At 31.8% G+C, this 24,347-nt stretch carries 16 protein-coding genes; 3 read left to right on the top strand and 13 right to left on the bottom strand.

Annotated features, from left to right (window positions below):
• Positions 1–12: 12 nt before the first annotated feature.
• The 5 genes from LL038_RS04975 to LL038_RS04955 form a co-directional block, all read right to left on the bottom strand.
• Positions 13–1,101 carry a Gfo/Idh/MocA family protein gene (locus LL038_RS04975; protein WP_216121731.1) on the bottom strand — a complete coding sequence of 363 codons (1,089 nt, stop codon included), beginning with the start codon at positions 1,099–1,101 and terminating at the stop codon, positions 13–15.
• Between the two features lie 192 nt (positions 1,102–1,293).
• The gene (locus LL038_RS04970) at positions 1,294–2,610 is read right to left on the bottom strand and encodes a nucleotide sugar dehydrogenase (RefSeq protein WP_216121733.1); all 1,317 of its coding nucleotides are present in this window, start codon (positions 2,608–2,610) and stop codon (positions 1,294–1,296) included.
• A gap of 393 nt (positions 2,611–3,003) precedes the next feature.
• Positions 3,004–3,918, bottom strand: coding sequence for a UTP--glucose-1-phosphate uridylyltransferase GalU (gene galU, locus LL038_RS04965; RefSeq protein WP_216121735.1), 915 nt, complete (start codon positions 3,916–3,918; stop codon positions 3,004–3,006).
• Positions 3,919–4,026: 108 nt separating this feature from the next.
• Positions 4,027–5,097 carry a tetratricopeptide repeat protein gene (locus tag LL038_RS04960; RefSeq protein ID WP_216121736.1) on the bottom strand — a complete coding sequence of 357 codons (1,071 nt, stop codon included), beginning with the start codon at positions 5,095–5,097 and terminating at the stop codon, positions 4,027–4,029.
• 22 nt (positions 5,098–5,119) lie between these two features.
• On the bottom strand, positions 5,120–6,853 hold the full coding sequence (locus LL038_RS04955) for a phospho-sugar mutase (protein ID WP_216121738.1): 1,734 nt from the start codon (positions 6,851–6,853) through the stop codon (positions 5,120–5,122).
• Between the two features lie 317 nt (positions 6,854–7,170).
• Here LL038_RS04955 and LL038_RS04950 point away from each other — a divergent pair, with 317 nt between their 5' ends.
• Both LL038_RS04950 and LL038_RS04945 read left to right on the top strand, forming a co-directional pair.
• Positions 7,171–8,661, top strand: a complete 1,491-nt coding sequence (locus tag LL038_RS04950) for an aminotransferase class I/II-fold pyridoxal phosphate-dependent enzyme (protein ID WP_216121740.1) — start codon at positions 7,171–7,173, stop codon at positions 8,659–8,661.
• 180 nt (positions 8,662–8,841) lie between these two features.
• Positions 8,842–10,260, top strand: a complete 1,419-nt coding sequence (locus LL038_RS04945) for an IS1182 family transposase (RefSeq protein ID WP_253200382.1) — start codon at positions 8,842–8,844, stop codon at positions 10,258–10,260.
• 102 nt (positions 10,261–10,362) lie between these two features.
• On the opposite strand, the gene LL038_RS04940 is transcribed toward LL038_RS04945, so the two are convergent.
• The 3 genes from LL038_RS04940 to LL038_RS04930 are packed head-to-tail and all read right to left on the bottom strand — an operon-like array spanning position 10,363 to position 15,648.
• Complete coding sequence (locus tag LL038_RS04940) at positions 10,363–10,821, bottom strand: DUF523 domain-containing protein (protein WP_216119784.1); 459 nt, start codon at positions 10,819–10,821, stop codon at positions 10,363–10,365.
• 24 nt (positions 10,822–10,845) lie between these two features.
• Positions 10,846–13,212 carry an endonuclease MutS2 gene (locus tag LL038_RS04935; RefSeq protein WP_216119785.1) on the bottom strand — a complete coding sequence of 789 codons (2,367 nt, stop codon included), beginning with the start codon at positions 13,210–13,212 and terminating at the stop codon, positions 10,846–10,848.
• A 57-nt stretch (positions 13,213–13,269) separates the two neighbouring features.
• Positions 13,270–15,648: a DUF3656 domain-containing U32 family peptidase gene (locus LL038_RS04930; RefSeq protein WP_216119786.1), complete on the bottom strand. Its 2,379-nt coding sequence runs from the start codon at positions 15,646–15,648 to the stop codon at positions 13,270–13,272.
• A gap of 219 nt (positions 15,649–15,867) precedes the next feature.
• Here LL038_RS04930 and LL038_RS04925 point away from each other — a divergent pair, with 219 nt between their 5' ends.
• Positions 15,868–17,862 (top strand): GTP-binding protein, encoded by a 1,995-nt coding sequence (locus LL038_RS04925; protein WP_216119787.1) that lies wholly within the window; start codon positions 15,868–15,870, stop codon positions 17,860–17,862.
• 457 nt (positions 17,863–18,319) lie between these two features.
• Here LL038_RS04925 and LL038_RS04920 read toward each other — a convergent pair whose 3' ends face one another.
• The 5 genes from LL038_RS04920 to LL038_RS04900 all read right to left on the bottom strand — a co-directional run bounded on the left by LL038_RS04920 (position 18,320) and on the right by LL038_RS04900 (position 24,297).
• Positions 18,320–19,309, bottom strand: a complete 990-nt coding sequence (locus tag LL038_RS04920) for a glycosyltransferase family 4 protein (RefSeq protein WP_216119788.1) — start codon at positions 19,307–19,309, stop codon at positions 18,320–18,322.
• A gap of 323 nt (positions 19,310–19,632) precedes the next feature.
• A complete protein-coding gene (locus LL038_RS04915; RefSeq protein ID WP_216119789.1) occupies positions 19,633–21,063 on the bottom strand; it encodes an anion permease in 1,431 nt (476 codons plus the stop codon).
• Between the two features lie 124 nt (positions 21,064–21,187).
• Positions 21,188–21,739, bottom strand: a complete 552-nt coding sequence (locus LL038_RS04910) for a Fe-S-containing hydro-lyase (RefSeq protein ID WP_216119790.1) — start codon at positions 21,737–21,739, stop codon at positions 21,188–21,190.
• Between the two features lie 12 nt (positions 21,740–21,751).
• Positions 21,752–22,594, bottom strand: coding sequence for a fumarate hydratase (locus tag LL038_RS04905; protein WP_216119791.1), 843 nt, complete (start codon positions 22,592–22,594; stop codon positions 21,752–21,754).
• Positions 22,595–22,686: 92 nt separating this feature from the next.
• Entirely contained in the window at positions 22,687–24,297 is a 1,611-nt protein-coding gene (locus LL038_RS04900; protein ID WP_216119792.1) for an FAD-dependent oxidoreductase, read from the bottom strand.
• Between the last annotated feature and the right edge of the window lie 50 nt (positions 24,298–24,347).

The following is a 24,347-nucleotide window of genomic DNA, read 5'->3' as shown; positions in this document are numbered from 1 at the left end:
ATATCTTTATAACTATTTTTTCATTTGCATTGTTGAGAATTCTCCCATTGGGAATTTAACTGGAAGTCCTGTTAGTCTTGATTTATAAGCTGCAAGTATTATAGACATACCTTTTTTTCCTTCTACTCCATTTATGAGCGGTTGTCTATTTGTATTTATAGCATCTATCATATCTTTAAACAATGGCGTATGTCCAAAACCATATACTGAATCTGGGTCTCCCTTTTGCTGTTTTAATATTTCTTCCTCAGTATCCTTATTATCAGCAAATCTCCAAGTTTCTATTGCGTTAACCGCAATACCGCCAATAGCTACTGTACCCTTTTCACCAAATATGCTTAATGTTTCTTCTAAATTTTTAGGATATACACAAGCTGAACCTTCAACTACACCTATAGCTCCATTTTTAAATCTAATAATTATTGCTCCAAAATCTTCAGCTTCTATATCTCTTAAGAATGTTCCACACTGTGCATAAACAGTATCTATTTCTCCACCCATCATCCATTGTAATAAATCAATATTATGAATACATTGGTTCATTAAAGTACCACCATCAAGTTCCCAAGTTCCTCTCCATGGTGCTTGAGTATAATATCCCATATTCCTATTCCAAAGGATTCTTGCTGTTCCATTAACTAATTTACCAAATCTATTCTCCTCGACTGCAGCCCTTAGCTTTTGTATCGGCTCATTAAATCTGTTTTGATGACTAACACAAAGCTTAACATTATTTTTATTTGCACATTCAATCATTCTGTCAGCATCTTGAGTAGATAAAGCCATTGGTTTTTCTACAAGTACATGTTTCCCTTTATTCATACAATATATAGCTATTTCTGGATGATATCCACTTTCAGTAGCAATTGAAACCATATCAATATCCACTTTTTCAAGCATTTCTTTATAATCCTTATATACTTTAATCTCTACATTTCTACCTATTTTTTCTATGTATTCATCTTTTTTAGCGATAGCATTGGCTTCTACCACGTCACAAACTGCTACAAGTTCAATTTCATCCTTGTTTTGAATTATAGCCTCTACATGTTTATATGATATTCTTCCGCATCCTATTATTGCCATACGTATTTTTTTCATTTAAAATCCTCCTTGTAATATCCCTTAAAACATAACATCTTTGAATCGTTGTTCTAAGGGATTCCTTACTGCTTATATTTATTGATTAATAAAATAGTGATTTCTATAATTTTGGCATGCAATATTATAAAATAGTTTACAATGCTTGCATGCCATATTTATTATATTAAATAATCACTTGCGGTGCTACCATTAAAGCTTATTTATCTTTTCTCTGTTATTTACAACGTGTTTTGTAGCATTTCTAGTATCATATAACAAAGTAGCTTCTGCCACAATTCTTTCATAATCATAACTACTGTGATCTGTTGTTATGATTACTATATCTGCACTTTTTATTTCATCTTCCCAATTTACAGTTACATATTCTTTGCCGTTATGTGTGAACTTAGGTATAAACGGATCATTTATAATTATGTCAGCACCATTCTTTTCTAACTGTTCTATAACCTTTAGTGTAGGTGATTCGCGCATATCATCTATATCTTTCTTATAAGCTGCACCCATAAGAAGCACTTTTGCTCCGTTTAATGCTTTTTTCTGACCATTTAAAAGTTTCATAACATTTTCTAAAACAAATTCAGGCATATAATCGTTAATTATACCTGATGCTTCTATTAATTTTGTATGATAATCAAACTCTTTTGCCTTCCATTCAAGGTAGAACGGATCAAGAGGTATACAATGTCCACCAAGTCCTGGACCTGGGTAGAATGGCATAAAACCATAAGGTTTAGTTTTAGCTGCATCTATTACCTCCCATATATCTATATTCATTCTTTTACATAAAATAGCCATTTCATTAGCTAATGCTATATTTACATTTCTAAAAGTGTTTTCAAGTATTTTTTCCATTTCAGCTACTGCTGGTGAAGACACTTCTAGTATATCTCCCTCAAGCACACTTCTGTATAACATCCCAGCTACTTCTGTACAATCTTTCGTACATCCTCCGACTACCTTAGGAGTGTTTTTTGTATTAAATTGTTTGTTTCCTGGATCAATTCTCTCTGGAGAAAACGCTAAGAAAAAGTCAACTCCACATTTAAGTCCCGATTCTTCAAGTATTGGCTTAAGCACTTCTTCTGTTGTTCCTGGGTATGTAGTACTTTCCAGTACTACAAGCATTCCCCTATGTAAGTACTTAGCTACACTTTTAGTTGATGCAACTACATATGATAAATCTGGTTGTTTATATAAATCAAGTGGCGTAGGAACTGCTATACATACTGTATCAACATCCTTAACAAAGCTAAAATCTGTAGTAGCTTTAAGTTTTCCGGCCTTTACTAATCTATCTAAATCTTCATCTACAATATCACCAATATAATTACGTCCCTCATTTACCATTTGAACCTTTTTATCTTGAACATCAAATCCTATTACTTCATATCCTACCTTAGCCTTCTCTACAGCTAGTGGCAATCCCACATATCCAAGTCCAACTACACCAAGTCTAGCTGTTTTGTTTTTTAATTTTAATAATAATTCATCTTTTAATTGAAACATTTTGTTACCTCCTGCAACCTTAAAGGTCTTATTTAATGTATAAACTTTCTTATACACTCTTTCTTTTATATTTATAAACTTTTACTTTCATTAAAGCTAATAGATTTTTTATCAGTGTAACTCTCCCTAACCATTTTACATCATTTCTAAAATTATTCAACATATTTTTTGTACTTACATAATGGTGTATCTCAGCATGTACCATTATATCCTAAATCATTCTATTTGTATAATTTATAAGAGTATATTAACTATTTATTTATAATTCATTAAATTAATACAAATTATGTTCTGTTAAAATCCCTGGATTTACATTCATAATTCTTTATCTAACTTATTACAACTTCTGCATAATATAAATAAAAAGCTAGTTTCACTAGCTTTTTATTTATATTATTTGTTTTGATTATTAAAACATTTACTATAAACCTCTTTAAACATATCATTGTCTTTAATAGTTAAAAGATATTTCATAAAAGTTTCTTTAAGCTCATCTCGTTTAAGTGCATATTCCACAGTTGCTTCTAAAAAACCTTCTTTATCTCCCACATCATATCTTCTACCCTCAAAATTATAAGCATACATATCTTCCTCTGATATTAAAGTTTTTAAAGCATCAGTAAGTTGTATTTCCCCACCCTTACCTGGTTTTGTATTTTCTAAAATATCAAATATTCTAGGTGTAATAATATATCTTCCTAGTATAGCAATGTTTGATGGAGCTTCACTTGCCTTTGGCTTTTCTATAACATCTTTAACCTTATAAACTCTGTTTTCTACTGATATTCCATCTACAATACCATATTTGGAAACTTCACTTTCAGGAACCTCTTGAACTCCTATAATTGAAGTTTCATATTTTGAGTAGCAATCTATAAGTTGTTTTAGGCAAGGTACTTCACTATCTACAACATCATCACCGAGCATTACCGCAAATGGTTCATTTCCAACAAAGGTTTTTGCACAACTTATCGCATGACCTAAACCTTTAGGTTCTTTCTGACGTATATAATAAATATTTGCCAAGTTGGATATATTTTGGACCATCTTTAGAACTTCATCTTTACCATTTTTTTGTAACTGGTATTCAAGTTCAACTGACTTATCAAAATGATCCTCGATAGCTCTTTTATTTCTTCCCGTTATAATTAATATTTCCTCAATTCCGGCTGCAACTGCTTCCTCTATAATATACTGTATTGTTGGTTTATCAACTATTGGCAGCATTTCTTTAGGTTGCGCTTTTGTAGCTGGTAAAAATCTTGTGCCAAGCCCCGCTGCTGGTATTATAGCTTTCTTAACTCTCATAATTCTTCTCCCCTTTAATAAATGTTCCTAATTCTTCTATTTATAATATTATGTCCATCTACACCCAAAATATTTATTATATTACATTAAATTTTTCTATCAAATCCATTATTTACTTTCATCAAAAAGTTTTTCTAAATCGATCACAATTTCATCTTTTGCATCTATTTTTTTAGCTATATCTAAATGTATCCTTGCTTGTTCAACATTTTTTACATTTAGATAACACATAACTAAATTTGTGCATATCTCTATGGATTTTGTAACTTCAAATGCTTTCCTAAAATATTGTATTGCCATCTCGTAATTTTCAAGGCAAGCATAATTAATTCCAAATTCATTAATAACCTCAATTAAATCTTTATCAATTGCTACTGCCTCATTTAAATAATATATTGCCTTTTCATAATTTTGTAAATTTCTATATGCAACAGCGCAATGATAATATATATGTGGTCTATCTCCTAATTGATTTATCAAAGGTATTAAAATTTTAAGTGCCTCTTTAGGATCCGTCTGTACTAACTCTTTTGCTTTTTCAAAACCTGTTATGGTTTCCAATGAGTTTTTAAGTTCAACAACATCTAAAGTTTGTTCCCCACCATTCATAGTATAATTTCTTAAAGCAATTAATGCTAAGTCATGTTTTTTTTCACTATTTAATACTAGTGCCTCATATAAATATGGATTACTATAATTAGTAATACATTTAGCTTTTTCTATAAGTTTTAGTTCTTCTTCCTTAAACATAATATTAGTAAGTCTTAATTTATCAACTAAAAGAAAAATTTTATCATAATTATCGGTATTTTCTTCTATAACTAATAATCCTTTTAAAATAATATATGCTTCTTCATAATTTTCATCTTTAATTTCTTTAAATACTACACTTTTAATAAATCCTGTCGAATTTGGCACAGTATTAATGATTTTTTTATATTCCTCATTGTATTTAAAGTGCTCATCTGCTCCCAAAACATAAAACATTCCTTCTATAAATAAATTGACTGGTATATTTTTAAAATCTTCCTTTTTCTTTACCTTTTGGATTATCTCATTAGTTCTCACAGGGAAATAAATATCATCCAAAATGACAAAATCATTAATTTTACTATTCTTTTTTATTTCTAAAAAAAGAAGTGCTGCTAATTTTTCCGAAAAATATGTTTTGCTATCCATGTTTATACCTTCCTAACAATCTTTAATTTGTGCCTGCCTTGTCAATTATCACCATAACGTTCTCTTTTAGATTTATTATCTTTTTAGATGCATTTTCCAAAGAATCTCCCTTAACCGATAGATAAATCTTCATTTTTGGTTCAGTACCTGATGGTCTAACTACAAACCAAGAACCATCCTCTAACACAAATTTTAATACATTTGATTTTGGTAATTCGATGGACTTTTCAGTATTGCTAATTAAATCCATTTCTAAACCCAATTTATAATCCATTTTTTTTACGATCCTGTTATTGCTTATGGATTCTTTTTTTGAATCCCTTAAATTTTCCAATATATTACTTATTTTATCTGCACCATCTTTTCCTTTAAGTTCTATTGAAACTAAACTTTCTTTATAATATCCATGTTCTTTATAAATATCTATTAAAGCATCATACAAACTTAGTCCTTTATTTTTGTAGTAAAGTGTCATTTCGCAAATTAGCATTGCTGCAATAACTGCATCTTTATCTCTCACAAAATTTCCTGCTAAATAACCAAAACTTTCTTCAAATCCAAATATAAAGTCTTTCTCACATGTCTTTTCAAATTCTTTGATTTTCTCTCCGATATATTTAAAACCTGTAAGCACATCTAACACTTCTACATTATATTTTTCACAAATATTATCTACCATATCTGTAGTAACAATAGTTTTTATTACTACACCATCCTTAGGCAATTGATCCGTTTCGTTTAATGAATTTAGTATATAATTACTTAATAATACTCCTGTCTGATTCCCGGACAGTACCTTGTACTTTCCTTCATCGCCCTTAACTACTACTCCAATTCTATCACAATCAGGGTCTGTACCAAAAATAATGTCTGGATTAATGTCACTTGCCATTTCTAACGCTAGTTCAAACACCTTTGGCTCTTCTGGATTAGGATATGGCACTGTAGGAAAATCGCCGTTTGGCATCTCTTGCTCTTTCACAACAAATAAATTATTATAACCTAATTCTTTTAAAACTCTTCTCACAGGTAGATTTCCAGATCCATGAATAGGAGTATAAATTATTTTTAAATCGCTAGCATATTTATTAACCAAGTCTTTTCTTATAGTTAAATTTTTAACCTTATCCATATATGACAAATAAATGTTTTCTCCAATAATTTTTAACATTCCATTTTGTTTTGCATTATCAAAACCCATATTTTTAACTTTAGAAAAATCTTCTACGCTACCAACACAAGTTATTATGTCTTTTGCAACTTCATCAGTAACTTGTCCCCCATCTTCTCCATAAACCTTATACCCATTATATTCTTTAGGATTATGCGATGCAGTAATAACAATTCCAGCCTTGCTTTTTAATTCACGAACAGCATAAGATAAAATTGGTGTTGGTGTTAATTCTTCAAATAAATTCACCGAGATACCATTTCCACAAAGCGTTTCTGCAGCAGCTTTTGCAAACTCTATTGACATGTTTCTTGAATCATATGCTATAGTAACTGAAATTTTTTCAGTGTATTTTGATTTTAAATAGTCAGATAACCCTTGAGTTGCTTTACCTATTGTATGTATATTCATTCTGTTCGTACCTGCACCAATTATTCCTCTTAACCCTCCTGTACCAAACTCTAAGTCTTTATAAAATCTATCTTCAATTTCTTTTTCATCTTGTAATTGCGAAATTTCTTTCTTTAATTCTACATCTATAAAATTTGAATTAATCCACTTTTCATATTTCTCTTTATACGTCATATATATTGACCCTCCTTATTCTTATCTATGGAAAATAGCAATTGATATCCTGCCTATTGTTTTGTATTAACATGCCTTTAGTCTATCATATTATACTATCAACCGATTACAAATAAAAGGTATTGTTAATGTCTTTATTATGAATTATTATTTTCTTAAGGTTTTAAATACGATTATTGTGTTTTATTTTATAATTATAAAGAATTATAATTGCAATTGCATATCTAATCCTCTATAATTATAAATTGGCTGAATGAATATATTTTAAATAGCGATATAAATAGTTAATATAAATTCTTTTGAAAGGGGTGTATAAAATGTATAGATTAAATCAAAATGAAACACCATTATTTGATGCTTTAATGGAATATGTTGACAGAGATACCTTACCTTTTCATGTACCTGGTCATAAAAAAGGCTTAGGAGCTGATGAACAATTCAAAAAATTTATGGGAGAAAACCCTTTTAAGATTGACGTTACAGTTTTTAAACTAGTTGACAGTTTTCACCATCCAACCGGCCCTATTAAAAAGGCTCAGGAATTAGCAGCAGATGCCTATGGTGCTGATGCATCATTTTTCTCAGTTCATGGAACTTCTGGTGCAATTCAAGCTATGATTATGTCAGTAGTTGGATCTGGTGATAAAATCATTGTACCTAGGAATGTACATAAATCAATAACTGGCGGTATCATTTTATCAGGTGCGGTACCAGTTTATATGCAACCAGAGCTAGATAAGAAAATTGGAGTTGCTCATGGGGTTTCTCCAGAGACAGTTGAAGAAACCTTAAAGAATAATCCTGATGCTAAAGCTGTGCTTATAATTAACCCTACATATTATGGCGTTTCCACTGACATTAAAAGAATTGCAGATATGGTTCATGAATATGACATCCCACTTATAGTTGATGAAGCTCATGGCCCTCATCTTAAGTTTAATAGCAGATTACCAATGTCAGCAATGGAAGCTGGTGCAGATATATGTGCTCAAAGTACGCATAAAATTATAGGATCCTTAACTCAAAGCTCAATGCTGCATGTTAATTCTAAGCTTGTGAGCCCAGCTAGAGTTAAACAACTAATAAATCTTATGCACACAACGTCACCTTCATACATACTAATGGCATCCCTTGATTGTGCAAGAAGGCAAATTGCATTAAATGGAACAGAGCTGCTCGAAAAAACTATTGATTTATGTAATTATGTAAGAAATGAAGTAAATAAAATACCTGGATTTTATTGTTTCGGTGAAGAAATTTTAAATGGCCTTGGAACTTATGCTTTCGATCCAACTAAAATCACAATAACATGTCGTGATTTAGGCATAACAGGTTATGACTTAGATATGATACTTTCTAATAAATATCACATACAAATGGAGTTATCTGATATTTATAATATATTAGCAGTTGGATCCTTTGGTGATACAAGAGATGGAATGGAGCAATTACTAAAGGCTCTAGGAGAAATAAGTTATGAATATTATGGTAAGGGTACAAAAAAAATTGATTTCATTGATATACCTAGTATTCCAGAACAAGTTCAAATTCCTAGGGAAGCTTTCAATAGTGTAAATACCGCTGTTGAAATAAAGAAAAGTGTTGGTATGATAAGCGGTGAATTCTTAATGGCTTATCCACCTGGCATTCCAGTTCTTTGCCCTGGTGAGAGAATAACACAAGAGATTGTAGATTATGTTGAAAAGTTAAAAAATACTGGATTGTATGTTCAAGGAACCGAAGACCCTGAAGTTGAATATATAAAAGTTGTTCTTGAAGAAGATGCAGTGTACATAACTGTTGACTAGAACTAAAAAGAACTCCAATTTTGGAGTTCTTTTTAGTTCTAGTCAGACTGTTGACAAACATAAAATGTAAAACACTCTAATTTAAAATTGGAGTGTTTTTTTTCATATTCAAAAAGGATTTTACAACATCAATGTCGAATATATATAGTATACAAACTTTATAATTCGGAGGGTTTAGTTATGATTAATGAAAAGAACTTCACACAACAAAAATTAGAAATGGTATATTTAGAGGATTTAGTTCCTAAAGACCATATTCTCAGAAATATAGATAAATACATGGATTTCTCTTTCATAAGAGAATTGACTCAAAAATATTATTGTTTAGATAATGGAAGACCTGGCGTAGATCCTATTTTACTCTTCAAAATGCTGTTTATTGGATACCTATTTGGAATAAAATCTGAGCGACAACTTGTAAAGGAAATTGAAGTAAATGTAGCTTATAGATGGTTTTTAGGACTAAGCCTTACTGATGTTATTCCAGATCATTCAACAATTAGCCAAAATAGACGTAGACGATTTAAAGGAACTGACGTGTTCCAAAAAATATTTGACGAAGTCGTATTTAAGGCTATAAATCTTAAGATGGTAACTGGTAAAATACTTTACACAGATTCTACACACCTAAAAGCAAATGCTAATAAGCGAAAGCTTGTGAAAATTGAAGTTGAAAAAACACCTAAAGAATATGTAGCTGATCTTAATAAAGCTGTAGAGGAAGATAGAATAAATCACGGTAAAAGACCTTTGAAAGTGAAAGAACCTGTTACCATAATAAAAGAAATTAAAGTTAGCACAACTGACCCCGACAGCGGATATATGATGAGAGATGGCAAGCCGGAAGGCTTCTCCTATTTAGATCACAGAACTGTGGACAGTAAACACAATATAATTACTGATGTTTATGTTACTCCTGGAAATATAAATGATGTTGATCCTTATATCGATAGATTGGATGTGCAAATAAAAAAATTTAATTTTAATACAAAATATGTTGGTGCCGATGCTGGTTATGCTACAAATCTTATATGTAAAGAACTATTTGAGAGAGAATTAAAATCTGTAATGGGATATAGAAGGTCTCCACATACAAAAGGAATGTACACTAAAAATAAATTTCAATATGTTAAAGAGAAGGACATATATGTTTGCCCTGACTTAAGGGCTTTGCATTATAAAACGACAACTAGAGATGGATATAAAGAGTATGTTGGGAATGCAAAAGATTGCAAAGAATGCCCAAATAGAACTCAATGTTTTTCTGATAAAAGTAAGGTTAAAACTGTTAGAAGACATGTTTGGGAAATGTATAAAGAAGATGTTGTAAAGTTTACCAAAACGGATAAGGGTAGAAATATATATAGAAGAAGGAAAGAAACTATAGAGCGAAGCTTCGCAGATTCTAAACAACTGCATGGGCTTCGCTATTGCCATATGCGCGGATTAGAAAATGTGCAAGAGCAGTGTCTGCTTACAGCAGCAGTGCAAAATATGAAAAAGATAGCTAGCCTACTATCTTCCATGTTTTTTTATTTTATAACTAAAAACCTGTTGCATGTTACTAATTTATCTATAAATCAAAATGCTATCGCATAATTGCATATAAAAACCCAGTACAATAAAAAATTATACTGGGTTTGTAAACAACCTGACTAGAACTAAAAAGAACTCCAATTTTGGAGTTCTTTTTAGTTCTAGTCATAATTTTATATCATCTAAATCTTCCTCAGTAAAAACCTTTATGCCCTTTGATAACAACAACTCAGCAGTAACTCCATTACCCGGCCTTAGAGTACCGCTAAATGTTCCATCATATATTTTAGAAACTCCACAAGAAGGACTTCTCGCCTTCAAAATAGCCGTAGTAGCTCCTATTTTCTCTGCTATTTTAAGAGTTTCATAAGCACCTTTTAAAAAGCTTGAAGTTAGATCGTTATTTTTCGTTCCAATAATTGTTGCTTTTCCATCTATTACATCAAGACCATTACCATTTAAAATTTCACAGGGTTCCCGTGGAGTCGCTAACCCTCCAAGCTGTTCTGGACAAACAGGAAGAGCTTTCCCTTCTTTTAGTAGTTTAAGCAGTCGCGTATCTAAATTATTACTACCATCATACCTACAATTAATACCGCATAAACAAGAACTTACAATAATCATATCTAACCATCCTTTATTAGGCTTTTATTTAATTTCGGCGACTGTAACTCCACTACCGCCTTCACCATAATTACCCAATCTATATGCTTTAACATGACCATGCCTCTTTAGCATATCTGTAATAGACTTCCTTAAAACTCCTGTTCCCTTACCATGAATAATGGTAACTTCTTTAAGTCCTCCTAAACATGCTTCATCTAAGTACTTATCAACAGTAAAAATAGCCTCCTCGGAATCCATACCCCTTAGATCTACAGAGGTTGATACATTGCTTAGATTTAGCTTCATTTCTCTCTTTTTTATCTTAGCTTTTTTCTTATCTTCCTGAGAAAGTTTTGATACACGCAAATCCTCTACTTTAACATTTATCTTCATAATACCAGCCTGAACCTGTACCTCACCTTTTTTATCCGGTTTTGAGATTACAATTACCTTCTGGTTAAGAGATGGCAAATATACCTCTTCCCCTTGTTTTACATTTTTAACTTTTTCTCCTAGAGTTTCATTGTTTTTTTCTACATGGATCTCTATATTATCAAGCTTATTTTTAATTTTAAGTCTTTCCTCTTCAAGCTTTTGCCTTGCCTCAGAGGAATATCCTAGTTTTTCTAGTTCCCTCATATTTTTAAGAATAACATCTGACTCTTCCTTAGCATTTTTTATAAGTCTCTTTGCTTCCCTTTGAGCTTCATACATTGCATTTTCTCTTATGTTTTCAAGTTTATATAATTTTTCTTGGTACTTATCTTTTAACTTGCTAGCTTCTAGTTTTAGTATCTCGGATTCCCTAGCATCTCTCTCTACCTTTATGCTTTTTTCTTGTAAACTTTGTACTAATTCTTCAAATTCCAATGTCTCTTTAGAAATATTTTCTCTTGCACTTTTTATAATGTAATCAGGAAGTCCTAATCTTTTTGAAATTTCAAAAGCATTTGATTTACCTGGTACTCCTATTATTAATCTATAGGTTGGGCTTAACGTGTCAACATTAAATTCTACAGAAGCGTTCTCCACCCCTGAAGTTTTTAGCGCATATCCCTTTAATTCACTATAATGAGTAGTTGCAACAACTTTTGTACCTCTTGCTCTTAAGTTTTCTAGAATTGAAACAGCAAGAGCTGCTCCTTCAGTAGGATCTGTACCAGCTCCTAATTCATCAAATAGAGCTAATGATTTTATATCTGCTTTTGCAATTATATTTACTATATTTGTCATATGTGAAGAAAAGGTGGATAAGCTTTGCTCTATGCTTTGCTCATCGCCTATATCTGCGAATATTTCATGAAAAAAGCTAACCATAGAACCTTCTCTTGCTGGGATTAAAATTCCACTCATAGCCATTAACTGAATTAAACCAACAGTTTTTAATGTTACTGTTTTACCACCTGTATTAGGTCCTGTTATTACAAGGGACGTAAAATCTCTTCCTAAATATATATTACTAGGTACAACAACCTTTGGATCTATAAGCGGATGCCTCGCCTCAATTATATCTATTATTCCATCTTCATTAACCTTTGGAATAATGGCATTAATCTCTAGTGCATACCCTGCCTTTGCAAAAATAAAATCTAATTCCCATACTATATTCGCATTATTTGAAACAATATTTATATTTTCATATATTTTATAAGAAAGTTCTGCTAAAATCCTCTCAACCTCAGCTTTTTCCTTGAGCATAATTTCCTTAATTTCATTATTTAAATTCACTAAACTCATTGGCTCAATAAAAAGTGTAGCTCCTGAAGAACTTTGGTCATGCACAATTCCTGGAACACTCCCTTTATGTTCTATTTTAACGGGAATTACGTATCTATCCCCTCTTATAGTGTAAAGACTTTCTTGAAGATATCTTGCATAAGTCCTAACTAATGAAGTTACCTTATCCTTTACAGAGGCATTTTTATCTTTTAGAGATTTTCTTAAACTAAAAAGTAAACTACTAGCCCTATCAGAAATTTCTTCATCACTAATTATAGCCATAAAAATTTCATCTTCTAATTTTTTTATTGGAACAATACCAATACATATATCCTCTAAAACTCTAGAGGACAATTCATCTGCCTTGTTGCCAACATAATTCTGAAATAATCTAGCGCACCGTAGCATTTGAGCTATTCTGATTAGCTGCATTGGCATAAGCGATGCTTCCTTGGATGCTCTTATTATTGCAGATCGAACATCATATATCCCCTCAAAAGGAGCACTTCCTTTTCTTGATAAAAGAAGTAACGCCTCATTAGTTTCTTGTAAGTGTTCTTTTACTTCATAAACATTTGTGTAAGGCTCCAAATTGTCTATAATATCTTTACCTGCCGTAGTATGCGTGTAAGCTTTAATTTTTTCTTTAATTTTATAATATTCTAAAACTTTTAATGATTTTGTATTCATGATCCACCGTCTTCCCTTTGTTAAAAAATTTAAATTTATTGACTTATATACTTTGAATTATTCAACGCCTCTTTTATAATGACCTCTTGTATAATTCTTAAAATCGCCTTGCCACTCTTTGCTAATATAATTTGTAAGAACTTCAATAGTTTCATCATAACTTTCTTCTATAAAATCTAATCTAAATGAAGCAATTTTATTCTTTTTAATCTCCTCAATATTAGGTATCAAGTTAACAGGAACATTATTGTAGATATAACTTCTACAATATTTATCAGTATTTATACTAAACTCTATACCTTTTCTATCTTTAAGTGTATAAGATCCTTTACTACAATTACCTAGGCAAGTTTTATTTTCACTCTTGTCACCAAAAACGCTACCAATAGCACAATACTCACTAACCATAAGTTCATATTTTCCGTATACCATAATTTGAAGTGGAAGCGAACTTTTATACGCAATTTTTTTTATTTCTGCTGCATTTAATTCAGCACTAATACAAGTTCCAGCAAGGAAATCTTTATAAAAATCTCCTGCATAACTATTAAAAATATTTAATTTATAATCACCAATAACCATTGTTCTTTTATTAAATCTACTAATTATTCCTAAATTAGCAGTTATAATACCTTTTATATTACCTAGATTATTTTCTATAAACTCACAAACACTTTCAAATTCGCCCTTAATAATATTAGGAACCTTAATGTAAATATTTACATCCTTTATATTTAGGTCCATTGTGCATCCACGCATAAAAGGATTTATAGCAATATTATTAAATCCCATTTGTGTTGCAGCCTTTAATTGCGAAGTCGTTGAAACTACAATGAGAGTTTCAGGCATAATTTTATCTTTTTCTTGTGTTAATTCTATCTCTTTATCATCTTCTTGTAGTGCAAGTCCTTTATTATAATTAATCTGTCTATTAGTATTCCCTCGTTTATATTTTTCTATTATAAAATTTTGCACAGATTCCACTAATTCTCGCCTTACTAAATTTAATGATGCCATTGGCATAAATCCATCCTCGAAGCTTTCAAAAGTCACCTCATTTATTAAAAAAGGTGTGTCCCCTGTTTTAGATAAACTCTTAATTATACGATCTTTATCTAGTGGCTTATTTATCGCTTTTTGTACAAGGTCTCCAATCATTTCAAAAGTTCTACCAAGATAATTCGTACTAATTCTTAGAGGTTTATTCACACTAAATTCTATTAAAAGATTTATTCTAATTTTCCTTCTATATTTATCACTATAACTTTCTGCGAGCTTATTCATTAATAAAACATCTGTTATTTTATATAAGGAGTCTCCAGCTCTAAATTTAGTTGGTTTTAATAAAACCCTATCACCCTTTAGTGCTACTTCTACATCTACTCCATCCTTTATAATTTTAGATAAAGTAAACCCATCCTCAAGGAACATTATACCATCTTTTAAAGCAACATCTTCTAAAAGTGTTACTGTTAAATCACTTCCGGCTATACCGATTGGAATTCCAGAATTTTTAGGAACTTTGTATGCCATCATATCTTTTCCTTTATTACCATATAAATATGCCTTTGAAAATCCTTCTCTATTAAATAATTGAGTTAAAACTTTAGTATCCTTATCTAATTTTTGTATTTTATTATTATAAATATTATTAAGCGCACGTCTATATATTTCCACTGTACCTGCAACATATTCTGCTCTTTTCATTCTTCCTTCAATTTTAAGTGAAGATGTACCACTTGCAACTATGTCTTTTAAACTGTCTAATGTGCAAGTATCCTTAGGGCTTAAAAGATATGCTTTATGTTCTTTGTTATTAGCCTTATCTATCAGAGTATATGGTAATCTACATGGTTGGGCACATCTGCCTCTATTCCCACTTCTCCCTCCAATAATGCTACTCATAAGACACTGTCCTGAATAACATATACATAAAGCTCCATGAACAAAAACTTCTGTTTCCACATTTAAAGTATTAGATATGTAATCAATTTCTTCTAAACTAAGCTCTCTTGACAGAACTATTCTTTTAAACCCAATCTTCTTTAAAAATAAGGCAGCTTCTCCATTATGAACAGTCATTTGCGTTGACGCATGCAATTCAAAATCCGGAAAATTGTTTCTTATCAAATATATTAATCCAGTATCTTGGACAAGTAATGCATCAACTCCAATGCTATATAAAAATCCTACATACTCCATAATTTCTTTTAATTCATTATCCTTTGCTAGCGTATTTAAAGTAACATATACGCGTACCCCATAAATATGGCAATAATCTACTGCAAGAGTTATATTTTCTTCATCAAAATTAGAAGCATAAGCTCTTGCCGAGAACTTGCTTCCTCCCATATAAATTGCGTCTGCTCCCATTTGCACTGCTGCATATACACTTTCCATACTGCCAGCAGGTGCTAATAATTCAATCTTCTTCATTTGCATCTCTCCTAATAAGTCTTCTATATCCTATTATACAATAAATGTTGCAATAAATTAAGCCATTAAAAAATTTTACATTAATATAACCGTCTATTTTCATGTTTTATGATAATGGACACAACAAAAATAATGGAATATAATTAAAAATAGACTAGCTCACTTCTTATTATTGCTTGAGAAAGCTTAGTACAAAAAATTGCTAATGGAGATATGAATATGACGATAAAAAATAATATTAGAAATATTGGAATAGTAGCTCATGTAGATGCTGGTAAAACAACTTTAACCGAGCAACTACTTTACCAAAGTGGTTCTAGCAGGATTCTAGGTAGCGTAGATAAGGGTACAACCCATACAGATTCTCTAGCTATGGAAAAGCAAAGAGGTATTTCAGTTAAGGCTGCTGAAACAGATTTTACTTACAAAGGAACAAATGTACATGTTATAGATACTCCTGGGCATATTGATTTTAGTTCTGAAGTAGAAAGAAGTATAGGCGTTCTTGATGGCGCTATAGTTGTATTATCATCTGTCGAAGGAGTACAACCCCAAACAGAGGTATATTTTAATGCTTTAAAGGAATTAAATACGCCTTCAATATTCTTTATAAACAAACTCGACCGTATAGGGGCATCTCCCTATAAAACTATTAAGGATATGAAAAAGCTTCTAACTAATAAACTTATACCACTACAATTAGTTCATGAAGAAAACAACGAATTTATATTTAATAACATATTTGACAATGTAGATTTCGCAAAAAACATATTAGAAATAAAAGATGAATCCTTTAAACAATTACTAGAAGATATAATAGATATACTAGGTAATAATAATGAGGAAATTTTAAATCAATTTTTTGCTGAAACTTTAACCCTAGGAATGTTAAAAAATGAGATAACCCTGCAAGCAAATGCTGGCCAAGTTTACCCTGTGCTATATGGCATAGCACTGAGAGGTGAAGGAATTAAAGACTTGCTTGACGGCATAATAGATTATCTCCCAGGACCTGAGAATTTAGATGATTTAGGACTTTCAGCCCTTGTATATAAAATATCCCATAACAAAACCTTAGGCAAAATAGCTCATATAAAAATATTTAGTGGATCAATATCGACTAGAGATGATATTTTAAATGTAACTACAAACAAAAGAGAAAAGATTACTATGATTAAAAAAGTAGTTAATCAAAAACCAGTTGATGTATCATCCGCAAGTAGCAGTGATTTGGTAATGGTGAGTGGCTTAAATTGTAGCACCTATGATGTCCTGGGAAGCAAAACTCATATTCCGACTCTTAAAACTATCACAACTCCTCTTCTCACCCTAAGAATTTATGCGAAAGTTCAGGAAGACTATGTAACTTTGGTTGAAGCTTTAACAATACTTCAAGAAGAAGATCCTCTTCTTAACATGGAATGGATAAAAGAAAAAAAAGAAATTCATCTTAGAATTATGGGTAAAATCCAAATTGAATATATTGAAGATATTTTAATGGAAAGATTTAATGTGCAAGTTACCTTTGGTCCCCCCTCTGTTATCTACAGAGAAACTCCTATAACAAGTGGCTATGGTGAATCACGTTACACAATGCCTAAACCTTGCTGGGCTATAGTTGAATTTTTAATTGAGCCACTGCCAAAAGGAAGTGGACTTATTTATGAATCAAAGGTTCGAACTGAAAAGGTAAAACTAAAATATCAAAGAGAAATAGAAGATAATATCGATAAAATTTTAAGTCAAGGGATTTATGGCTGGCCAGTTACGGATTTAAAAATAACCTTCACCAATGGTGAAGACCATGTTATGCATTCACGTTCAGGAGACTTTGCCGCATCCTCTGCCATGGGGATCATGAGAGGCCTACGTGAGATAGGTACTACCCTACTTGAACCCATAATTAATTTTAGGATTACAGTACCTGAGAATGTAGGTGGAAGGGTTTTAAACGACATTATAAAAATGCGTGGTAGCTTTGAGACTCCATTTATACATAACGATACATTTACAATAGAAGGTAAAATGCCTGTATCAACTTCCCTTGAATATCCAGGAGACCTTAGTAAAATCGCTTCTGGAAAAGCAATAATCACAACCGGGTTTTCAGGCTACGAGCCCTGCTCCTTAGAAATAGGAGCAGTAAGGGAAAGAATTGGTGTAAACCCCTTAGACAGAGCTAAATTTATACTCTCTGTGAGAAATGCATTATAAATGGTGTAATTACGGTCATAGTATCGATACTTGTTGCAATCATCCCGGTAATGCTTTTTAAAAACAATGACAGACATGAGCCAGTCCATTTATAGATGATTTTGTACCCACTACTTGAATATTCTACTATACTCCCTAAACAATTACTAATTGTTTAGTTCTCTAGATAACAACCTTTCATTGGAAACTAAAAATACTAGCTAAACATTTTTAGTCTTTGATAATTTTTTCGTATATTATGCTAACAAAATTGTATGTTGCGTAAAATGCATTGAATAAGCTCTAGTAATTCTTAATTTATTTTATCTACATATGCGTAAAGAAACACGCATGTTTGAGCGTAAGCGAGTTTGCGTGTTTTAGCAGATGTAGATAAAATAAATTTTAGAATTTCTAAGCGAAATGAGTGCATTGGAGCAATATACAATTCTCGTTATAGCATAACAATAGAAACATTTTAATTAAGAATTTCCAGATAAATTTTATATAAATCATTTGTTAGTTTCTCATAGTTATAATTTTGATTAACATAATTTTTAAGAATGTTATCCTTACGCTTTTCAAACCCCTCTTTTACAACATCATACATACTTTTATTATCATATGGATCACAATATAAAGCCATTTCTTTAAAATATTCTTTTGCACACCCCCCTTTAGTTGAAACGATATTGCACCCACTTGCTGCTGCCTCAAGAGATGATAAGCCAGGCATTCCTACAAAACTTGGGTTTACGTGCACCTTTGCAAATCTATATGCATTGTATACATTATAATTATCCATAAATCCTAAATAGACTACATTCTTAAAATTAGTACATTTTTCAAGATACTCATTGTCGTTTACATTTCCTATTAAAACTAATTGTTTTCCAAGCTCTGCACATATTTTACATAAAGAAAGTTGATTTTTGCTTTCGCTTATTCTCCCAACACATAAAACATAATTATTTAAATTATATCTCTCTTTAAAATTATATAAAGGTATGTCATCATTTTCTACTTCTACACCATTGTGTATAACTTCGTTATATACACTAACGTGAAATTCACTCTTAATAAGTTCCTTTTCTAATTCACTATTACAAATAATAGCCTTACTTCTTTTTAAAATCTCCTCTTTATAACTGCTACACTTTTCATATAACTTCATACTTTCAATCTCATTGTTTATGATGTGATATTTCTTCATATTCCAGTGCATAGGAGAAATCACTAAGCTTTTTTTATAGAACTGTGCAATCTTGTAATATCTATATGTTTCCCCTGCGGTGTCAATGTTAAATAAATGTACTATATCATAACTAGAATAATCATATATTCCACCATCATTTATATCTACAGTTACTCCTAATTTACGTAAATACTCAGCTGTTTTGATCACTTTCATAGAATCCACTGCAAAATTTCTATAATAATCTTGTCTAACGCACAATAGAACTTTCATTAGGTATTTCCCCCTATCTCTTGCTACTTTTACAATATAATTATGCTAAGACATGTTTATTTATCACTTTTTAACAAACATGTTTAATATATTTGATTTGTTTTCTATACTTTTATTTATATACTATTAGTTTATACTGTAAAAGTTTCTATATAGTTATGAAAGTTTATTATGTTAATATAATTAAATAACAAATCTATGCCTCAGACACAATAAAAACACCTATAATATCTATAGATGTTTTATCATAATAAATAATGCTTATTTTTTCATAAGTTAGTTAACAATGTCATTAAATAGCTTTAATGCTTATTGAATTATATCTAATATAATCCAATAATTTTCCACCATACTAAACCTCCACCAATCCATATAATAAAGTATACTATTCCAAGAATAAAGTTTAAACTCCACCATTTATTTTGGCTTACATAACCTGAACCAAAAAGAATAGGTGCAGGACCACTACTATAATGAGTTGTTGAAGCAAATAGATTTCCAAATACTCCTAAACTTATAGCTGCAAGCATAGGTGGAACGCCTCCTGCTATTGCAACTCCAAGGAATGCTGAATACATAGCACTTACATGTGCTGTTGAACTTGCAAAAATATAGTGACTATAGAAATAAGCTAAAAGTAAAACAATTAAAATAATTGGCCAACTAAATCCCTTTACATTTTGTCCAATTGCATTACTAAACCATGGGATTAGTCCAAGTTTATTAAGCTGAGTTGCCATCATAACAAGTACGGAGAACCACATTAGCGTATCCCAAGCTCCCTTTTCACTCTTTACATCATCCCAAGTTAGAACTTCAGTAGTTAAAAGAAGAGAAAGTCCAATAAATGCTGTAAGCGTTGCATCTATATTAGTTATGGTTCCTGTTACCCATAAGAGAAGTACTATAACAAATATTAACGCCATGAATTTTTCACTTCTTTTAAGTGGTCCCATTTCTTTTAGGGCATCATTGGCAAATTTTGGTGCATCAGGAGTGCTTTTAATTTCCGGTGCATATAGTTTATAAATTATAAGAGGTATTACTATAAGAGAAATAACACCTGGAACAATAGCCGCTATAAACCACCCAAGCCAAGTAATTTTAACTCCAAAAGTTGCGGCAAGACTCTGAGCTAATGGATTGCCTGCCATCGCTGTCATAAACATTGCAGAAGTTATAATATCTCCATGAAATTCACAGAATATAAGAAATGATCCTATTTTTCTTTCAGTTCCATCCTCAGGTTTCGAACCAAAAGCTTCCGAAAGAGATTTTATGATAGGATAAATTATTCCACCTGCTCTTGCTGTGTTACTTGGAGTAGCAGGCGCTATTACAAGATCACAGAAAATAATTGAATAACAAAGCCCAAGGGTCTTTTTCCCGAAGGATCTTACAAATAGATAAGCGACTCTTGTTCCGAGACCTGTTTTTATGAAACCTCTCGAAATAAAGAATGCCATAACTATAAGCCATATACTGCTATTGCCAAAACCTTCAATTGCAATTTTTGTAGTTACAGTTCCCGATAGAATTGATACAGTTAATCCTATTATAGACAACGCTCCAATTGGAAACGGTTTTAAAATACACCCTACGATTGTTGCAACAAAAATTGCAAGCATGTGCCAGGCCTGAGGTTTAACTCCAATAGGAGCTGGTATAAACCATATAATAATACCTACGATAATTGCTATTAAAAACTTAATATACTTATCAGAATATAACGAATTACTAGAACTTTTTGTCATAATTAAAGCTCCCTTACTTTACTTATTTGTAAATACTTTAGCTACCATAACTTATTATTTATAAGGGGGCTTGTACTTAATTAATACGCCCCCCAATTTAATTCTACTAAATTATCTTGCTATTCTATTTTTGATATTTTTTTCTTTCTGTCTCATAAAGATTATTACCTTCACTGTCTATTACAACAACGGCTGGGAAATCTACTACAGTAAGTTTCCTAACAGCTTCTGGACCCAAATCTTCAAAAGCAATAATTTCGCATTCTTTTATTGATTTAGAAATGAGAGCTCCAGCTCCTCCTATTGCAGCAAAATAAATAGCGCCATTTTTCTTCATTGAATCTACTACGGTTTTGCTTCTAAGTCCTTTTCCAATCATTCCAGTAAGACCTAGTTCAAGAAGCGGAACAGTCAAATCATCCATTCTATAACTAGTAGTTGGACCAGCAGATCCTATTACATTTCCAGGTTTAGTTGGAGCAGGTCCTACATAATATATAATTGCATCTTTTGGATCAAAAGGTAATTTTTCGCCATTGTTGATTGCATCTACTAACCTTTGATGAGCTGCATCTCTTCCTGTATACATAGTTCCTGATATTAAGACACTATCTCCTGATTTTAAACTCTTTAACTTCTCCTGTGTTAATGGAGTAGTTATATGTTTGATTTCCATTTTTACCCCTCCCTATATTATTGTTATTGCATGTCTTGCAACATGACAATTAATATTTACTGCCACTGGTAATCCAGCAATATGTGTTGCAAAAGCTTCCACATTAACAGCAAGGGCTGTAGTATTTCCACCTAGTCCTTGAGGTCCTATTCCTAGTGCATTAATTTTTTCTAGTAAAGTTAACTCAATTTCTTTTAAATGCTCAGTTTCATTATGACTACCAATATCTCTTGTTAAAGCTTTCTTAGCAAGATACATTGCTTTATCTGATGTACCTCCAATTCCAACACCTACAACAATAGGTGGACATGGATTTGGACCTGCAAGTGAAACCGCTTCTACAACAAAATCAAGTACACCAGCTAATCCATCTGATGGTTTAAGCATTTTTAATCTACTCATATTCTCACTACCAAAACCTTTTGGAGCTAATGTTACTTTGACTTTATCACCTGGCACAATATCATAATAGATTACAGCAGGAGTATTGTCCCCTGTGTTTTTTCGTTTTAAAGGATCTTCTACAACGGATTTCCTTAAATATCCTTCTTTATATCCACGTCGTACTCCTTCATTAATGGCATCTGTAATATTTCCACCTATTAACTCAACTTCTTGACCTACTTCTACAAATACTACAGCCATACCTGTATCCTGACAAATTGGGACTTGATCATTTTTCGCAATTTCAGCATTTTTAAGTAAATTACTTATTATATCTCTTCCTACAGGAGATGTTTCTTCCTTTTCGGCTTTGTGAAAGGCGCATAATACGTCTTCTCCCACATAAAAATTAGTCTTAATACTCATGTCTTTTAAAGCATTTTCAATTTCTTTTACATCCACTTTACGCATGAACCAACAACTCCTTCCATTTTTTTAATTTTCAAAGCAATAATCTATTTTTTTATATCATCGCCTTTCAAACTATGTTACATTTAGTTTTATTATTTATTATTTTCTCTTCCATGAGTATAATGTGGTAACAACATAGGAGAAATTTTATCTGTAATTATACCATTTTCGCAAAGACTCCTATGGTATTTTTTAACATGATCAAGACTAAGTTCTTTCACATTAACATTTTTGCAATTTTCGCCTGCATGTGACCCTGCTCTACGTCCAAAAACAATAATATCTAATAGTGAATTACCCATTAGCCTGTTACTACCGTGGATTCCCCCTGAAGCTTCTCCTGCCACATAAAGGTTTTCTACCTTAGTTTGACCATTTTCATCAATTAAAAGTCCTCCATTTTGATAATGGAGTGTTGGATATACGAGAATTGGATCTATTCTCATATCAATGCCAAATTTTTGGTACATTCTGAGCATTGCTGGAAGTCTCTTTTCAATTGTTCCTTCACCATTAATTAATTCTATTAAAGGAGTATCTAGCCATATGCCTTTTTCCCCTGCAGCTGTATCAATACCCTTATTTCTTATATGACATTCTCTAATTAATGCAGATGTCTCCACATCCCTGGTTTCAAGATGATAAGTAAATTGCTCACCATCAATATTTAGAGGTGTTGCCCCTAAACTACGAACCTTCTCCGTAACAAGTGCTCCAAAAATTTGTGGAGGATATGCTACTCCTGTAGGGTGATACTGCACAGCATCTGCGAAAATGAGTTCAGCTCCTGCTCTATATCCAAGTATTAACCCGTCCGCTGTAGCGCCATAATGATTTGTTGTAGGAAAACCTTGATAATGAAGTCGTCCGGCACCTCCTGTTGTTATAATAACAGTTTTAGCTCTTGCTATTAGATATTCCTCTGTTTCTATATTGAATAATACAGCTCCAGCAGCCTTACCATCCTTGTCTAGAATTATCTCCACTGCAGGTGAGAATTCTACCACTTCGATACCTTTGTTAATAACTTCATCCCTAAGGACACGCATGATTTCAGCTCCTGAATAGTCAGCTGCAGCATGCATTCTTTTTCTTGATGTTCCACCTCCGTGGGTAGTGACCATTGTACCATCTTTTTCTTTATCAAACATTACCCCAAGTTCATTTAACCATTTTATTGCTCCTGGAGCATCCATTACAAGAGCATTAACAAGTTCTTTTTTATTGGTAAAATGTCCGCCTCCCATTACATCCATGTAATGTTTTGCAGGAGAATCATCTGGCTTATCTGCAGCCTGTATTCCACCTTCAGCCATCATCGTATTGGCATCACCAAAACGTAATTTTGTGGCAATCAATACATTGGCTCCTGTTTTGTGGGCTTCTAGAGCTGCTGATGCTCCAGCTCCTCCTCCACCTATTATCAAAACATCTACATCATAATCTACTTTAGTTAAATCCATGTCTAAATTTTGAAGTCTACTTTTAGCTTCAATAAGTTCTGCAAGTTGTAATGGAACCTTAGATCCTTTGCTTGGTCCAACACTTAGATTTTTGAACTCATCTTCCTTATAATCCGGATAATTTTCCTTTAATATATCTTCCTTTTCCTTAGCACTCATCCTCGGAAACTGAACTCCTAGTCTTTGCTCACGTGTGGCCTCTACCTTCTTTATTAGCACCCTCATTTCTGCTGTATACATTAAAATACCTCCCTGGTAAACCTATATTTTATGAGATTTATTGGTGCTCT

This window comes from Clostridium estertheticum, from assembly GCF_026650985.1.
In the GTDB taxonomy this organism is placed as follows: domain Bacteria; phylum Bacillota; class Clostridia; order Clostridiales; family Clostridiaceae; genus Clostridium_AD; species Clostridium_AD estertheticum_C.
This window is presented reverse-complemented; position numbering and strand designations above follow the sequence as displayed.

Excerpts from the sequence above, each read along its gene's own strand:
- galU (WP_216121735.1), bottom strand. The coding sequence starts at position 3,918 with ATGAGAGTTAAGAAAGCTATAATACCAGCAGCGGGGCTTGGCACAAGA.
- LL038_RS04920 (WP_216119788.1), bottom strand. The coding sequence starts at position 19,309 with ATGAAAGTTCTATTGTGCGTTAGACAAGATTATTATAGAAATTTTGCA.
- LL038_RS04975 (WP_216121731.1), bottom strand. The coding sequence starts at position 1,101 with ATGAAAAAAATACGTATGGCAATAATAGGATGCGGAAGAATATCATAT.
- LL038_RS04945 (WP_253200382.1), top strand. The coding sequence starts at position 8,842 with ATGATTAATGAAAAGAACTTCACACAACAAAAATTAGAAATGGTATAT.
- LL038_RS04910 (WP_216119790.1), bottom strand. The coding sequence starts at position 21,739 with ATGGAAATCAAACATATAACTACTCCATTAACACAGGAGAAGTTAAAG.
- LL038_RS04905 (WP_216119791.1), bottom strand. The coding sequence starts at position 22,594 with ATGCGTAAAGTGGATGTAAAAGAAATTGAAAATGCTTTAAAAGACATG.
- LL038_RS04925 (WP_216119787.1), top strand. The coding sequence starts at position 15,868 with ATGACGATAAAAAATAATATTAGAAATATTGGAATAGTAGCTCATGTA.
- LL038_RS04970 (WP_216121733.1), bottom strand. The coding sequence starts at position 2,610 with ATGTTTCAATTAAAAGATGAATTATTATTAAAATTAAAAAACAAAACA.
- LL038_RS04930 (WP_216119786.1), bottom strand. The coding sequence starts at position 15,648 with ATGAAGAAGATTGAATTATTAGCACCTGCTGGCAGTATGGAAAGTGTA.
- LL038_RS04950 (WP_216121740.1), top strand. The coding sequence starts at position 7,171 with ATGTATAGATTAAATCAAAATGAAACACCATTATTTGATGCTTTAATG.
- LL038_RS04935 (WP_216119785.1), bottom strand. The coding sequence starts at position 13,212 with ATGAATACAAAATCATTAAAAGTTTTAGAATATTATAAAATTAAAGAA.
- LL038_RS04955 (WP_216121738.1), bottom strand. The coding sequence starts at position 6,853 with ATGACGTATAAAGAGAAATATGAAAAGTGGATTAATTCAAATTTTATA.
- LL038_RS04960 (WP_216121736.1), bottom strand. The coding sequence starts at position 5,097 with ATGGATAGCAAAACATATTTTTCGGAAAAATTAGCAGCACTTCTTTTT.
- LL038_RS04900 (WP_216119792.1), bottom strand. The coding sequence starts at position 24,297 with ATGTATACAGCAGAAATGAGGGTGCTAATAAAGAAGGTAGAGGCCACA.
- LL038_RS04915 (WP_216119789.1), bottom strand. The coding sequence starts at position 21,063 with ATGACAAAAAGTTCTAGTAATTCGTTATATTCTGATAAGTATATTAAG.
- LL038_RS04940 (WP_216119784.1), bottom strand. The coding sequence starts at position 10,821 with ATGATTATTGTAAGTTCTTGTTTATGCGGTATTAATTGTAGGTATGAT.